Origin of the sequence: Paenibacillus sp. CH40 (genome assembly GCF_024213605.1) — a bacterium.
Lineage (GTDB): Bacteria > Bacillota > Bacilli > Paenibacillales > Paenibacillaceae > Paenibacillus > Paenibacillus polymyxa_B.
On the sequence record NZ_JANAVQ010000002.1, the window covers coordinates 550,183 to 566,750 of the forward strand.

Genomic DNA, 16,568 nt, shown 5'->3' on the forward strand with positions numbered 1-16,568 from the left:
GCAATCACGAAATTCATAAGCTTATCTACCGAACACGTACATGCTGTTTTTCAAGCACATCTGGATATTTTCGTTCGGCACGGGTGACAAACCAATTCATAAGCAATAGCGTCACACCAATATCGTCGATGGGCATAAACGGCATGACATCAGGTAATACCCAATAGAGCAACACAGGCACCGCAAAGAGTAATTTTTCTCCCAGCGGAATCCTTGATGAAGTAATAAATCGGGGCATACGACGAAATACATGTGACCATTGACGGAGAGATAGTAGTCTTTTCCACTTCATAGGTTATTCACTCCATTTCCAATGCTCCTAAGTATATATACCCCATTGAAGGGACATGTAAAGAGGAACACTTATAAAAAACGTGTTCCTCCTAATACGCGCAAATGATTCGATACGTTTCAGTAGGCCGAATTTTTTACCATGACAGCACTGTTGCCATTAACATGCCCACTTCTGCTGCAATATCATCGTAATCACGCATGGGCAGCGGATTTACACCTAGACCGACTTCAACGGTAAACCCTGGTTTACCAAATCGCTGTATAAACCAATCCTTGTACCCTGCATCGCTACCACCCAGCTTTACCGCCCGATACCCTGTTGCGGCAGCTAGCCGTAAGGCCCAATCTCGGCTCTCCTTAGGCTCTAGATCCCGGTAATTCCAATAGATCTCCTGTCCCTGACTGTGTATGGATAACACCATGTCAAACTGTTCGCGCTCCGTCAGATCGGCAAGCGCCTTGGACTCTGGTTCAGACAAAGGTGCAGGTCCTGCATAGTCTCGTCGAGACGGACCTGTTTTACCGCGTCTGCGTACCTCTTCTTCCCAATATGCCGGAAATTGATCGTTAAGGTCAACACCACGAATATTGGCCTTCCAACCGCGATAATCAGCACGTCCTTCATTCCACTTTTCGAGGTCATGATACAACGGATGAGTTGGGAGTACACCTTGTTGCACCAGCTCTACCCCATCCGGGTTGACCATCGGGACCACCCATAAGGATGTATGCTCCAGCAAATCCCGCGGAGAACCTCCATACACCCATTGAGAGGTCCCTAGATGTTCTTCAGTCCCATCGATCCCTTGTGCATATTGCTCTATAAAACGCAGCAAACAAGGCGTCGTCAGCCATTCATTAGCATGAACAGAAGCATTCGCATGAATTTTACGCGTTCCCTGCCCAATACGTACATAAGGAATATCTTTCCCCATGACACTGGTGCCAATGCTGCCTACTTCAATAAATGGATATCTGTGGGCCAAGGCCGCTAGGTCTTCCTTTAAATCTTCATATCCATACTCTCCACGTAATCGTACAATCTGATCCTGATGGTCTTCAGAAATAACAATTGTTTTTCCTTCCGTAAAATCATGCTCCGCAAGTCCTGGATTGGCTAGCCGTAACTCATCAAGCTTCACACCAAACTGCTTGGCAATCTGTCTTGCATACTCACCAGGCTGAATAACGTATTTGCGATCCGTAGACGGACGAATATATAACACTTGACCACTAATCAGATAGGGTTGCGTGGCGGCCCACGGATTATCTACGATTAAAGTATCCGCCGATAGTTTAAAAGCCGAGGCGACCCGGTGCAATGTATCTCCTTTTTGAACGATATATTCCCTCATCTTACTACGCCCCTTCCATCTGCCTTACTGCATGTTATGCAGACGCGGCGTGTCTTGATGTAGCGAAAAGCAAAACAACCGACTTCATTTGTCCAATGACAAAAAAAGTCGGTTGTCTCGTTAATCCAAATTGGTGACTTGCCAGACGACAGGCGTTTGGCGAATTTGCTCCCCGAGCCACTGTGCGGCAATGCGCTGGAACAATTCAGGATCGCCGGAACAAAAAAGCTGATGTACCGGCGTTTCGTCCCCAGCTTCCAACTTGCCTTTGTTATACAAAATGGTGCTCGTCTCACGCGCCGTTTCATCTGCCGAGCTAATGAGCTTTACTGCAGGTCCCATGACTTCTTGAATCGTTTCCTTCAAAAAAGGATAATGCGTACAACCAAGAATCAGACAATCAATCGGATACGTTTGAATAGGTCTCAATGTCTCCTCCACAACCTGCGATGTCGTCTTGGAGCGGAATAACCCTTGTTCCACTAATGGAACAAGCGCAGGACAAGCATGGCTCACCACGTCTACATAAGGAGACAATTGCTTGAGCGCAGCTGTATACGCTCCGCTTCGAATCGTACCGACAGTCCCAATCACCCCGACATGCCCGGTAGCAGTCGCGCTGATCGCAGCACGAGCCCCAGGGTGAATGACTCCGATCACCGGAATGGATACCTTTTGGCTTATATAGTCCAATGCCGCGGCAGTAGCCGTGTTACAAGCAATAATAATGACTTTCGGATCAAATTGGATCAGAAAATCAACCATTTGCTCTGTAAATTTTTTAACCTCTTCCGATGGTCGGGGGCCATACGGAGTGCGCGCAGTGTCTCCAAAATAAATGATTTTTTCCCGCGGAAGCTGACGCATGACTTCTTTTACAACCGTCAAACCTCCTACACCGGAATCCAATATTGCAATTGCTTGCTGCACGTACACACCGCTTCCTTTTTTGTTCAAATATGAGTTGTTTCATCTCGGAAAGCTATCCGTTGCTACATACCTTATGTTGTATTCGTGTAAAAGGTACCCCAAAAGATTACCCTAAAACGAGGAAGTGATCAATAAAAAGGCTCCATCCCAACGGGAGAAGCCACGAATTCAAACTGTATTCTGTGTTTCACCTACGTTTTACAGACCGTTACAGAGCATCTTTTTCCGTATCTTCTTGAACAGTCGCTGATGAAATACTAACCTCAGGAATAATTTCACCCTTTTTACGCCATTGCCCGATTTCATGAATGACGGCTGAGGCTGTCTCCTTAATTTTGTCAGTATACTCAATTGAGGTGTCTGAAATTTTCCCCGCTAGCTCCTGTCCCTTATCACTTACGTTGCGTGCCTGATCTGTAATATTCTGACGTAGCTCACGACCTGACTTAGGGGCAAATAACAAAGCAGCAACCGAACCAACAATGCTGCCTGCCAACGCGCCTCGGATAAAACTTTTGCAGTTCTCCTTCATCATCATCTCTCCCTTGTGCCCGGGCGAATGCCCATCTGTTAGTGCATTATAAGCATGGAGAGCTTGTCATGATACAGAAAACAAGCCTGAAAAGTTTTACTTTTTTTTAGAGCGGATACGATACAGGCAACAGCGGCCCCCATCCGCTAAACAATCCTCACGAACAACCTCGGCATCAAGCAGCTCCTCAAACATTTGCTGCTCGCATTCACAAGCCTTGCGGTAACGGCCTGCAATTTGAGAGATAGGACAATTGTATTCCACAATTGAGTAGCTACCATCCTCTTCCTCGCGCCACTCTGCCATATATCCGGAAGCATTTTGGATGCCCGAAAGCTTTTCCACACGTGAAGCCAGTGTAGTCTCCCCCTCCATGTGAGGGGCGTAGCGCTTCATCATTTTACGTTTTCTACCATCAAACAGCGAGTAAACAGCTTCCATTCCCTGTTCTTCATCCAGCTCCTCTAACAGTTCCAGTAACAGATGATCATAATTACGAGGAAACTGCTCGCTTCCCTGCTCGCTCAGACTGTATAAAAACGTCGGGCGTCCCATCGCCTGTCTCACGATTGTAGCCACGATCAGACCATCCTGCTCCATCAATTTGAGATGCCTGCGCACTCCCATTTCGGTAATGCCCAATTGAGCTGCCAAGCTTCCGACGCCCACAGGTCCCTGGGTTTTCAATAATGTCATGATCATGCGCCTAGTGGGCATTTCGGGTACGATATACTTATCCGTCACTTTTGCCTTTACACTCCCTCGGGCTGGGGACCCAATTCCTTATTTAAATAATCATGCACGTTAGATGCAAAAAGCTCCAGCAACCCAGGCAGCTTTGGTGTAAGCGGGTGAAGGCTTGTCCGGTCCCAATGAAAGTACTCCTGTACTAGGGGTTTACGTAAGCCTACCAGCTCTACTAGCGAATGAAATACGGTATCATCCAGTACACCTTCCTCATGAATAATACCGATTATATCCTCATAGCTACTGGCGTCACGCATAATAAATCCGTCGATGATATAGCTTCCTACGTCCGTTACCGTCTCAATCGCCAGATGAAGGCAGCGCTCCTGCACTAGTCCCTGCAACAGATCGCCGTTCCAGGCAGCAGAAGTCTGGCGAAGTCCGGCGACAATGTCGGGAACAGCCCCTAGTCGAAGCTCAATTTGTTCCCGGTTGACATAATACAAGGTCCTGCACCTCCAGTAATCGCTTTAGATTTCATAATCAACTGCGATAGATACATCCTTCACTTCATTCATGTGTACAATAATTTCCTGGTGCACAGGGTGTACCTGGTACGTTTGCAAATCCTCCAGTGTTTCGACAACAGCGGTAAGGGAAATATCATAAGAACGTTCCGAACGAATCACATCCGTACCTACTTCGAGTGACAGCAGCTCTTTGATTTTGCCGTTCATACTGCGCAAAATGGATGCTGTATGCTCAATGCTTTCAGGGGAGCGGTCTTTCAATTTGAACAAAACAATATGTTTAATCATGCGTATAGGCTCCTTATCTTAAAAATGTTCTCTTGAAAATTTTATCATAACGCCCCACATACGGAAAGAAACTTTGTAATTCTAGCGATCTTTTCCGCCATTTTTACCATCAGACTCCTTGTCCTTTAATAGGGCAAAAAAATTCTTGAGCTTCGGTGGGAGCGGCAGACCCATTCGTGAACAGTTTTCCGTAATAGAGATTAATTCATTGGATAAATAAAAATACGTCGCCGCCCCTTTCATGATTTCGGTACCCATCAGGAGATCCACGTGATGCGCCAAAGAAATCACCATTAGCATTAAAGCCTTTCTCGCCAGCCCCCAAAAGCCGGCTTTACTGCTCAAACCTTGCCCAGTCTTAATTGCTGCGGCGACTCCAGTCACATAATCAACAGCCATTGCAACCGTGAATAGCACCATTAGCTGATTCCAGCCGCCAAAGGCAAATGTAATAAAGGCTCCTGCGGTAGCGCAAATCATACTAAACATACTCGGATTAATATTCATACCTCTCCTCCTCTCGGGGCGGTTACTGTAATATATGCAGCGACGTGGTAACCCGTAAAGTCATATGACCTGTGCATAGACATGAATTCATAGATTCATATAAAGCATGCTGCAAACTTCACAACTCCGAGCAAATACAACAAAAAGACACCTTCAAAACCACTATATAAATGGTTGAAAAGGTGTCTTTTCTTTCATGCTATTCAATTAACGATGATCATTCCAAAAATTAAGCGGGGTCAGGTTATCATTCAACGGCTCGAACGAATAGCCTTCTTTCTGCAAAGCAGCCATGATTTGTGGAAGCACCTTGATCGTAGATGGCTTATCATGCATAAGAACGACTGGTGTTCTGCCTTGCTTTTTCAATCTCTTAATATCACTTAGGACAGTCTGTACAAAATGCTCTGGATTTTTAGTATAACGCCAATCATTGGAATCAATGTTCCAGTCCCAAATATGATAGCCTGCGCCCGTCAGTTGATCGCGGTATGCTTTCTTCAAATATGGTTTGCTGCCATAAGGTGTACGAATCAAAGAAGTGCGTTTTCCTGTAGCCTTAAATAAAATTTCGTTATCCTGATTCATCTCTGCCAATGCTGCTGCAGGGGATGCATAGATCTTCTTCACCTGATGCGTCATCCCATGCAAGCCCAAACCGTGACCCGCCTCTACCATTCTTTTCATCACTGCGCTATGTTGACGAATTTCAGGTCCCAGCATGAAGAAAGTAGCCTTCGCATTATATTTATCCAAAATATCTAGCAGCTGCGACGTATGCGCCGTAGGACCATCATCGAAGCTCAAATAAATTGTACGACTGGAAGGCTTGGCATTTTCTGTGCTGCCTGTATTGCTAGTTTTGCCTGGCTTGACAGCTGCATACTGTTTAATTTCTGCCGCGAATGTATTCAAAAACTGAGCATCAGACAAACTAGCATTTGCGTTCTGAATTCGATACAGATTACTTGTTGGAAGCGTAATAGTGAAGCCAAACGCATCGGTCAAAGTGCGAATGGGCACCATTGTACGATCTCCACGCTCGAACACATCCCCCTTGTTCAAATCCAGCGTAAAGCTGCGATTATGCCCAGTCAGTACCAATGTATTTCCGTTGGCCGAAGTAGAAATCCCCATCTTTTGACCTAATGTAACGATAGGAACATACAACTTATCATTTTTCATTACGGGCTGAATGGTATTCGAATCTAGCAACACATCATTGACCCCCAACAAAGGAGCCTTCGCTTGTGCACTCGCCGTATTCGTATGTATACCTAGCAAACCCAAACAACAGATTGCCATCAAGCATACAGCCATCCATTTTGCATTTAAAAGCTTCATTCATTACACCATCCTGTGCTGTATTTTATAATGTGCGGGAGCTATCTCTAGCTTGTCTATGAAGTTATACAGACATGACGATATAGACATGGCAATATAGACATTCACTCAACATATAGAACATAAACGCATATGAACCGACTGAACCTGACGTCTTTTCGTTCCCCCTATATATATTAATAGATTACCAGACTATAGTAGGTAAATATAGTAAAACAATTTGAAAACAATCTCGCAACCCCCCTGCCAGAGAAGGTTACAAAGTTGTGAATAAATTGGCCGGAGTTACGATGAGTACAAGCGATTAGTAGATCCTTCTGGTGGACTAGAACCCATAAAACAAGTCTTTTATGAATTTTATATTCAGTATTAAGTGGCTATACCGACAAATTCCCCTCTGCCCGTTAGGAAACTATCTGATTATCATTTATAATATACTTATTGTTTCAGCAATAGTTATACATAATTATTTAAAATTATCATCAAGACACTCTTCTGCTCATAAGAAATACTTCATTTCTCGAACCTGCTCGTGCATTCTTTAAATAAGTACATCCTAAAATTATTTTTTTGTAATTTCATTATTTATCTTTGGGAATACATTTAAATTATATAAATCTAGCTATGTTCGAAAAAATTATTTATGTACTTTAAGTGGATCACAAAAGAAGACCTTGAAGAGAATTCTCCAAGATCTTCTGAAGTATTAATCCAATGTAAAATAACCATCATCGATTTTTCCATTTAAAATCAAATAACAACCTCATTTAATCTTAACGTCTTACAATATTGGAATAAAAGATATTACTTGGTTTTGACTACATTCCGAAAAGTTCCCTAACATCAAAGCACCTCGTTGCAATTCAACAATTAATCTTGTTTCTGGAAATCGCCAAAATAGCTTCTAAACCCATTCGGATAATCTTTACTATAGTTATCAAATGCATTCCTCATCGCTTCTTCAATTGTAGAGAACTCCTTCACCATCAATTGCGTTATACTCTGCAATTAAACGCGACATGCCCGAAAGGCTACCCTCTTCATATCCTGATTCCCTTAGCCCCGATATAATATTGAAAAGAACTCTTTTCCATTCTGATCTAAAAGACTTTTTAGATAGAGTAATAGCTCCTTTAGTGGTCAATAATTGTTCAGTATGTCCCAAAACAGAACCCCATTGAGAGTTTATTTCCATTTGCTCATCCGACCAACTTATATTCCATACATTAGCAAATGTATCAGATGCCCAATGCAAAGATATCTCACCAGATGAATTACTTCTTAATTTTTCAAGAATATAAAGAATATCATCTATCATATAACTAATGTCATATTTATAACATAGCGGTATATATATGGATTTCCAAACCATGACAGCCTTTTCAGTCATCATTGGAAATATTGTTTCAATTGCATTTGATAAATTTTGATCTTCTCCATCAAAGAAACCTGTACATCTAGGACAACTTGCTTGAATCCAAAAATCCACAATTCTTGACCTCCTCTTATTTTTTAGGGCATAGGATACCCATGCCAAGTTCCCGTGCCATTATTTCGAACCCACATTTTTGTAGCTGGAACTGTTGTTCCATCGGGCAAGTGTATAATGGATTTTGAACCTGATGGCAAATCAAAATATCCATTTTCACCAGGTTTTAATGTGTTCGCCTTCTCTGTAGCATAATCTAAATCAGCCTTATTCCACTGACCTTGAGGTTTCCCTTCGTTTTTGGCTCGGGCCGGACCTTCTTTCCAATTCACACCGTGTTTTTTACTCCCATTTACGGCTGCTTCCGGTTTGACAAGACTTCCTTTAGCACCTTTAGCAGCCCCAATAGTTTTGCTAAGTTTCCCTGCCACGCCTTTAGATCCCGGACTCAGAGCGGCTAGTCCATTGGATATTCCTACGTCCCTTCGCCATTTGGTATAATCTGCAAGAAGCTGACTTTGAGCCCAACTTGCATTACCTGATGTATTCCCATATGACCCAGTCCGGGTCATCATCCCAAATAGATACTTATAGCGATTGTTATTAACTTCTCCATATATTGGTCCAAAGATTGTTCCCAATTTTTCACGCGCTAACCAATAGGCCGCATCATTTGGAGTAAACTGCTTAGAATATCCCAACAAATTTTCTATGTCCGGTACTGAATACAGATGCCCACTCGGATCCACATAGAATAATGGATTATTGGCTGCATACGCATACCCGTTCAAGCTTTGCGGATTGCTGATCTCGCCCTGATACGTATCCTCGCCCATAAAACGGGCTGTGCCCGGATCGTACCAGCGAGCCCGCAGGTACTGAAGCCCAGTCGTGTCATCCCAATACTCGCCAGCATAACGCAGCACGTTCGGAAAGGTCTCTTTGACCTTCTCCGGGCCGCCCCAGATATCGTAGCTGTAGCTATTCAGTTCCTTGCCCGAACTATCACTTAGTCCTACCACATCACCGTGACCATTCAACTGATAGTATTGCAGTTGTCCACTTGCTTTGTCTTGTCTGGCCCACAGTTGACCGGACAAGTCATACACATAAGCGTAGGTGATTTTCGCTGTTCCACCTTGGACCTCGGCTTCTGCAATCAGCTTCGCTTCTTCGTCATAGTAATACCGGGTCGTTTTGTCGCCCTCTGTACGCTCGTACAGTAGCCCGTCTCCGTTATAGCTGTACCCAACTTCTTTGCCTTCACCGCTCACCTTTGTCAGACGGCTGACAGAATCATACGTATATTCAGCGTTCTTCATACCGAACACTTTGCCACTGCCTTCGGCGCTTCGGTTTCCATCCGGATCGTAGCCATAGGTCTTATTCTTCTCACCTGCGGCTTCGCTGGCAATTCGATTTGACGGATCATATCCAAATTGGTCTGTTGTTCCGTTTTGTGTACGTCCGATGATGTTTTTATTCCCATCTCGTTCATAACCAAATTGGTGTAATGCCGTACCACCTTGCTCCACCGTAACCCCGGACAAATCCAGTCCGTTATAGCTGAATCGTGTACTCAGCCCTCTGCTTGAAGCCTGACTTTTCAGCAAACCATTCGGTGCATACTCAAACGTCATGCTATCCAATGATCCACCCGCAGCAGCCGTTGCTCCTGCCAGGCTCTGTATGTTTGCTGTACCGGCTCCACTGCTAACGTCCATTTGAGTAACTCGGCCCAAGCTGTCCAGCTTGGATTGAACATGCATAGACGTCCCGGAAGCATCTGTCAGCACATATCCTGTACGAGACTGCTTGTTATACTCATAGCTGATTTGCGTGCCATCCGGGTACTTCAGTCCAGTCAACGACCCATCTGCTGGATCATAGGCATAGGAGGTCGTTCCCTGCCCATCTGTCATACTTTTTCTTCGTCCTGCGTTATCGTAAGTATAATTGGTTTTAAAATCGGGACCCGCCGCTTCGGTAACCAATCCGTCAGCGTTATATTGAAAGGTGATTGCGTCCGATTTCCCCGTCAGCATACGGGTGATGTTTCCATCCGTATCGTAAATATTTAACGTGGTTCCTCCGCTTGATTTCTCAAGTAACGTACGTCTGCCCAGCTCATCATACGAATACACATTCTTTTGCCCATCAGGATACTGAACGGTCTTCAAATTTCCGGCCAGATCATACATATAGCTAACCTGCTGCCCGGATGGATCTGTGACCGAAGTCATTTGTCCCAGAGCATCGTAATCATAGATCATACGTTGACCGTTACCGTCCGTCCGGCTAGTGACCATACCCGCATGATTGTAAACTAGCGACTCCAGCGGCTGAAATGATCCATTTTTAGCCTCTTGTGTGGAGGTCACACGACCTAAAGCATCCGATACTTCACGTATACTGTAGCCAGAGGCATCCGTCTGAGTAACGGTACGATCCACCGCATTATACGCCACGGTATCTGTTGTTCCATCCGCATAGTTCGTCTTTACAGGTCGCCCAAAAGCATCGTAGGCGTAGCGAGTGGTTGCTTGTTCAGCATCCGTGCTTTCTACCATATCTCCATTATCATCATAACCATAACCATAGATTGCATCATCCACCTGCTGCTGGAGCATCTGCCCGAACGGATTATACAATCTTTCAACGCTTACGCCATCGGGTCCGGTAACAGTGACATCATTCGTATCATCCTTGTACACCACGACAGTTTGAGTGCCGTCCGGATAAGTAACCTTTGTTACACGCCCCATTGCATCATACACATAAGACTCCGTTTTGCGCTTGGCATCTGTTTGGGACTTGATTTCTCCGGTCGGATAGTAATCATACGTATACTCAACACCTTTAGGCAAAAGCTGCCTTGTTGGGAGGTAAGAACCATAAGGAGAATCATAATCAATAGACACATTAGCATCGCTTCTGTCATCAATTTGAATTTTCTGACTGCTTACATTCCCTTTTGTATTGTAAAAAGTAGAGCTGTGCGATAATAGCTTTCCTTGCTCTGTGCCTTCATAGTTTTTTAGCTCATACAAATTGCCCTCTGACTTGTAGGTGCGAACCGTCGTCAACATTTTTCCTTCACTTATTTTGTTGACCGTCTGAGCGGGTTGAACCCAGAAAAAAGGCTCATTAGAGGTTCTATACGTATGAACAGTCTCCGATCCCGTACTCTGGGATATTTTCAAAGGAAGACCATATTCATTGTAGTCATAGGAGGTGGTTACAGGTTCTGACGAAGAACCTCCTTCCGTATAGGACTCTTCCATTTGCACAGGCAAATTCCAATCCATGGCCTCATTATAGGTGTAGTTTATATGATAGCCGGTAGAATCACCCTCTTGATCATAGCGGTTAAGAACAAGCTTGTCTGGTGTGTTATCTCCTCTAAAGACTTTACCAAAATGGAAGGTTTCTGTTGTACGCGTCCCTTTGGCAACCACCGTCCACTCAGCATTTTTGCCATAACTGGCTAGATCTTCTCCGGAATACGCGAAATCAATTTTATTTAAAAAACGATCGCCGGCAGTTGTACTGTACATATCAGCGCGTGAAGCCACCTTGAACACGCCTTGTGTACCGTACACGCCTATCTGCTTGTTATAGGCTTCATAACGAATGTCTGTGATCGATGAAGTAGGTCGTACAATTCGTGTAAGCAACGCGGTTTCATTGGGCTGCAGGGCTCCAGTCTTTCTTTCACCATCTACGACCACATTAAAAGGAGCATCCATGAATGTATACGTATAGCTTGTGCTTCGGGAAAGAGAATCCAGTACTTCTGACAGCACCTTGCTGCTTCCCTCACTACTTTGACGATAGGTATACTGATGGTCCGTGCCTTGCTCTTTAACAACAAGCTGTCCAGCATTGTAAGTGAAATCAAGTTCTTTGCCATCATTGTTTCTAATCGAACGAATAAGCTTTGCTCCGCCAGAACTTGTATAATCAAATTCCACTCGATTCTTATACGCATCCTGGATTAAAATCAAATAACCGTCCTGATCGAGATAATAGTCATTTCCATTCAACACTGCTATTTTGTATGCACTGCTTACTCCCTGCACACTTGCGCTTTGATCTGTACTGATCTTGAGATCTTTGTAGGCATATCCTTCAAGCTGAAAATCATCTTTTACCTCATATGAGCCTGTTCCCGGCATATACAAATACCGCTTACCATCCTGTTTCTGTATATGAGGAAGATCCCACTTCCAGCCTCTTCCCAAACCAGAAGCTGCTTCCTCCTCACGGATGGCACTGGCGTTTGTATACAACCCTCCATTTTGCTGCACACCAATCTGATTATTTGCCAATGAACTGTTATACACACGAGTCAGTGCAAAGGGTAATGAACCCGGCAACACCAAGTCCGTATTTTGCACGACAAGCTGTCCTGAAGCGGTGGACACACTGTTGTCACCGTAATCCAGCCCATAACGCGAAGTATCATCACTTAGCCTGCTTTGTGCAAGCGCCGCTTGATCAAAAGGAGCATACACATCTGTTGTAGCAGATACCTGCAACAAACTTTGTTTAAGTAAATCCTTCCCGATCAGTCCGTTTTCTCCTGGAGTCGGAGCATATACGGAATCAATTACACGGGGGATGGATGGTATATCCATCTCAGTCGTGTCTGGAGCCGGTGCTTTACCCTCTTCCTTATCTAACGGTTGTTGAGTAACTTCTTCATCCTGGGCGGCCTGAGTGGGCTTTTCACCTTCCTTCAGCTCAGCCAACTCATCAGACGGTTCCGCCTTTGCATTTGTGCTCAATGTCAGCCCATTCTGCTGTACCCACAAGCTTGGACTTTGTTCCGGTAATGAATTTTCTCCACCATCTTTTTGCCAAGCTTTATAAATATCATATAAAGTATAGCCTTTGGATAACTGTGCATTGACCCAAGCCTGATCCTTACCTGTTTGCTGTGCAAGCCATGCTCTGGTAATAATCTGTGGAGTAGAAGACTGAGAAGCTACTGCATCTCCGTTCCCTTCTTCTCCATATGCCCATGTGCTCCATGGACCCAGCAACATTGCCATACATAGTAGACTACAAATATAACGTTTAAACACTCGCTCACCCCTATTTAATAATGCCTGTACATCCAACTATCTGTTATGTTTTTTCGAAGCAAAGACATCCTTTTAATCTGTAAAAGGAAATACCTTCTTCGTCCGTCTAATGACGTTTCCGTTTAAGTCATAATCCAGTTGAATTTGATCACCGGTGAACAAAATAACTTTATTCAGTCGGTTCCCTTTTCCATATTCATATGAAGTATCCTTACCAAGCGCCATATGTGCTGCCTTAATTACGGTTTGTAATGCGCCGCTATTGGTTTCTGTCAACTTCACATAAATCGTTTGGCCTGCCTTCATCTCATACTCTAAGACCGTGTAATCCCAACCATATATTTGTGCTTGCTCTGTTGAAGAGACAAGCTGGTTACTAAAATCAGGGTCCGTAAACAAGCTTACAATGGGTTGCTGCGCAGCAAAGTTGGATTTCTCCTTCACAGCAAAACGGTAAATCCCGTCTTCTTTGGGTGTAAACCGATATTTCCCTTGTTGGCCTGCCGTAAAGTCAGCTTCTTTATCTATGAGCTCAATTAGCTCGTCCAGCTTGCTGTCATCGTTATTTTTTACGGCAAACACACGATAAGGCGCTCCAAAGTTAACAGCAGGAGCAGCTGCAGCTACGGCAAGATGAATATTTGCATTAGCTGGCACTTGCTGTTGATTATCTGTCGCCTCTTTATGTTCACGAATCACTTTTCCAGCCTGATCCGTAACGGTATATTGATACGTTCCACCAGCCGCCTTCGCATTCGTCACGATAGGGGCCTCCTGACTTCCGCGATTGATCCATATCTCCTGCTTGCCGCCAGACAAAGACGTTTTTAACAACGCCGGTTCTGTGCTTGGCTCCGCTTTAATTTCATTCTTGAAATGAAAGGTCACGGCTTGCGGCGAAGTGACAGTCACAACAAGCGTATCTCCGGCTCCAAGTGAGATTTCAGGTAGAGAAGCATCCATACCTGCTCTATCCACCTTGGAATTTACACCGCTACCTTCTTCATATATGGCATAGTCGTAGAGGCGGCTTTCGTTTGAAGCATCTGTCGTTAATGAGGAAGCCTGTGAACCAGTATTATGGAATACATAGCTTTCTCCCTGCTTGACAGTGACTTGATTGCCTGTCGGCACCTGAGCATCCTCAACGTCGAATATTCCTAACACAGCTCCATAAGTCACTGGCACATCCGAAACCGTCGTTACAATGGCATATCCACCAGCCTGTACCAACGGCAATTGAGTCGTATCACTGGCCTGACTGTACACCGTACCGTCTGCCTTGTAATTCATGTAATTCCACTTCATACCGCTGACTGAAATGACATCCAGAGCCTTGTCCAAAGTGCTTACATTGATAAATTTCCGGCTTTCACCGCGTTTCAATGTAATTCGATGGAAGGCTGCCTGTGCGTTAAGCATAGCCTCTACCTTACTGCTGTAACTAAAGGTGATTGGCCGATCGGATACATTGGTGACAATGGCTTCACCGCCTGCAACAATCTCTGGGTCCACTGTATTGTTGAAATGATCTGATGTCAGTAAACGAAGCCCTCGATAGCTTGCCGAATCAAAGCGTGCACTTCCACTACTTTTGTCATGCCGCAATGAATTCGATTTGCTATCATGATTGCGGAAAATGTACGAATCCCCTGGCTCCAGCGTCGTTTGCCCGATACCATTATCATCTTCGCTGGCCTTAAAGCTCCGATAGATACCACCAAACGTGATTGGCGTGTCACTGGTTACCGTCACACTGGCCTTTTTACCTGCACCAACCAAAAAGGTTAAGTTCCCGGTATTGCGCCTGGATTGCTCTGTACCATCTGCTTTGTACAGAACCACATCATATTTTCCTTTAACGGTACTGGCTGTGCTATGCAGATTCCTCAAATGATCACTAATATTAGTAAAAGCATAACTTTCGCCTTTAGACAGTGTTACGCGTAAAAAGGCAGGATCATTGCTAGTTTCCCAGGAAAAATCATCTGTATAATCAAAGATAATAGGACTCGGACCGATCACAGTCACAATGGCATATCCCGAAGGCGGGATCATGGGACCAGACTGGCTGTTAAAACCAGAGGAATTTACCGTTCCATCCGGCTTGTAAATAGCATAGTCGAACAAGCTTCCTACCTTTTTGGAGTTATTGTAGATCGGATTCATTAGCGTACCATTATTGTGGAAAATGTAGCTCTTGCCCACCTCAAGCTCCACACGGCTGATTGCATCACCACCCACAGGACGAGCAATAAAATTGCGATATGGAGCCCCATATGTAACCGGATTTGCAGTGACCTGGGTAATTACCGCGTATCTGTCCACAGCAATCTGCGGCTTCGCCGTAGTGCCACTGCCGCGTGAAGCCTCTGTTCCGTTTGCCAGATAAACAACATAGTCAAGTTTATCTTTAGATGTACCGTCACTTTCCACCGTATCCAATCGGGTTCCCACATTGATAAATTGGTAGCTTTCCCCCTGATTTAGGGTAACCCGCGCATAAGCCGGCTCGCCGGTGCTTTCTATACTATATTTGCCGTATGGAAATCCGAAGGTCACCGCATTGGCAGTGGAACCTGTAATAATCAGTTCCTCACCATCACCCAAAGAGGGATGAGCAATGCTATTAAGATCAGATGCGGATAAAGTTCCGTCTGCCTTGTATTTTGCGTAATCAAAACGGCGATTGTCCGCATTTGACCCATCATGCTGAATCGAACGGGCAGTCCATCCTTCATTCACAATCCGATAGCTTTCATTTTTAGAGACCGTAACTCGCTCTAGTGCCGGGTCCTCCGATGTACTGTAGGTGAAGACGTCCGTTACTTTTACGGTTAATGCTGCTGTTCCTGTATTCGTAATAAACGCTGTGCCTCCCCCAGGAACACCAATGGGGCTAATGCCATAGTCCATATGGACAGTGCTGATGTCTCCGTCCTCTTTGTAACTTACACTATCGTACAAAATGCCTTTTGATTGAGAAGCGTTGCTATATATGGACTTACTGATCGTATCTGTATTCTCGAATTCATAGGTTTCCCCAGGTTCGATAACGATTGACGTATACTCCACCGTTGCCGCCAAGCTCATCATGAGTGCATTATAAACGCTGTTTGTTACAGAAGTTGGCGGATCAAAAGAAACTGTTTCATTAGTGATCTCCTGTTCCTTCTGTACCAAATCTGCTTGGTCCAGTTGCATTCCGTCCTTTAAATCTTGTTTTTCCGCTCCTGCCACACTAGGCAAGCACAGCAAAGTGTTCGTTGCCAAAAGTGCCGTCAGAAACCATACCATTACCTTTTTACAAATCATCTAACTGTATAACCTCCCTTTCTCTCGTCAAAAAAATTGCATGTTGGGCTGCAACCCACTTTTCTCTCTGTACATCCTTACAATTATAAGAGAAGAACATATTATCTCCATTTCCATAAAAAATGTCACAATTTAATATATCGGCACCTTAAACTTCCATTTTCATAGGCCAAATGGACCTTATTTTCCATAAACCGGTTAAGCCCATGGGATTAAAAGAAAATCAGGAGAGGAGTCACTTGCAAAGCCCCCTTCGGGTATAGTAGT

At 44.5% G+C, this 16,568-nt stretch carries 12 protein-coding genes; all 12 read right to left on the reverse strand.

Annotation, left to right across the window (positions count from 1 at the left end):
• Nucleotides 1-25: 25 nt before the first annotated feature.
• Nucleotides 26-292: a hypothetical protein gene (locus tag NLX73_RS09010; RefSeq protein WP_023987991.1), complete on the reverse strand. Its 267-nt coding sequence runs from the start codon at nucleotides 290-292 to the stop codon at nucleotides 26-28.
• 136 nt (nucleotides 293-428) lie between these two features.
• Nucleotides 429-1,649 carry a M14 family metallopeptidase gene (locus NLX73_RS09015; RefSeq protein ID WP_254325932.1) on the reverse strand — a complete coding sequence of 407 codons (1,221 nt, stop codon included), beginning with the start codon at nucleotides 1,647-1,649 and terminating at the stop codon, nucleotides 429-431.
• Between the two features lie 120 nt (nucleotides 1,650-1,769).
• The gene (gene racE, locus NLX73_RS09020) at nucleotides 1,770-2,579 is read right to left on the reverse strand and encodes a glutamate racemase (RefSeq protein ID WP_023987989.1); all 810 of its coding nucleotides are present in this window, start codon (nucleotides 2,577-2,579) and stop codon (nucleotides 1,770-1,772) included.
• Between the two features lie 208 nt (nucleotides 2,580-2,787).
• Complete coding sequence (locus tag NLX73_RS09025) at nucleotides 2,788-3,111, reverse strand: YtxH domain-containing protein (protein ID WP_023987988.1); 324 nt, start codon at nucleotides 3,109-3,111, stop codon at nucleotides 2,788-2,790.
• A gap of 96 nt (nucleotides 3,112-3,207) precedes the next feature.
• Nucleotides 3,208-3,855, reverse strand: coding sequence for a helix-turn-helix transcriptional regulator (locus NLX73_RS09030; protein ID WP_023987987.1), 648 nt, complete (start codon nucleotides 3,853-3,855; stop codon nucleotides 3,208-3,210).
• An 8-nt stretch (nucleotides 3,856-3,863) separates the two neighbouring features.
• Complete coding sequence (locus tag NLX73_RS09035; protein WP_023987986.1) at nucleotides 3,864-4,304, reverse strand: DUF86 domain-containing protein; 441 nt, start codon at nucleotides 4,302-4,304, stop codon at nucleotides 3,864-3,866.
• A gap of 24 nt (nucleotides 4,305-4,328) precedes the next feature.
• Nucleotides 4,329-4,616 carry a Dabb family protein gene (locus NLX73_RS09040; protein WP_013309679.1) on the reverse strand — a complete coding sequence of 96 codons (288 nt, stop codon included), beginning with the start codon at nucleotides 4,614-4,616 and terminating at the stop codon, nucleotides 4,329-4,331.
• 81 nt (nucleotides 4,617-4,697) lie between these two features.
• A complete protein-coding gene (locus NLX73_RS09045; protein WP_029516680.1) occupies nucleotides 4,698-5,123 on the reverse strand; it encodes a phage holin family protein in 426 nt (141 codons plus the stop codon).
• Nucleotides 5,124-5,330: 207 nt separating this feature from the next.
• A complete protein-coding gene (locus NLX73_RS09050; protein ID WP_254325933.1) occupies nucleotides 5,331-6,467 on the reverse strand; it encodes a polysaccharide deacetylase family protein in 1,137 nt (378 codons plus the stop codon).
• Between the two features lie 961 nt (nucleotides 6,468-7,428).
• Nucleotides 7,429-7,956, reverse strand: coding sequence for a hypothetical protein (locus tag NLX73_RS09055; RefSeq protein WP_254325934.1), 528 nt, complete (start codon nucleotides 7,954-7,956; stop codon nucleotides 7,429-7,431).
• Between the two features lie 23 nt (nucleotides 7,957-7,979).
• Nucleotides 7,980-12,986, reverse strand: a complete 5,007-nt coding sequence (locus tag NLX73_RS09060; protein ID WP_254325935.1) for an RHS repeat-associated core domain-containing protein — start codon at nucleotides 12,984-12,986, stop codon at nucleotides 7,980-7,982.
• Between the two features lie 72 nt (nucleotides 12,987-13,058).
• Nucleotides 13,059-16,301 (reverse strand): hypothetical protein, encoded by a 3,243-nt coding sequence (locus NLX73_RS09065; RefSeq protein ID WP_254325936.1) that lies wholly within the window; start codon nucleotides 16,299-16,301, stop codon nucleotides 13,059-13,061.
• Nucleotides 16,302-16,568: the final 267 nt, after the last annotated feature.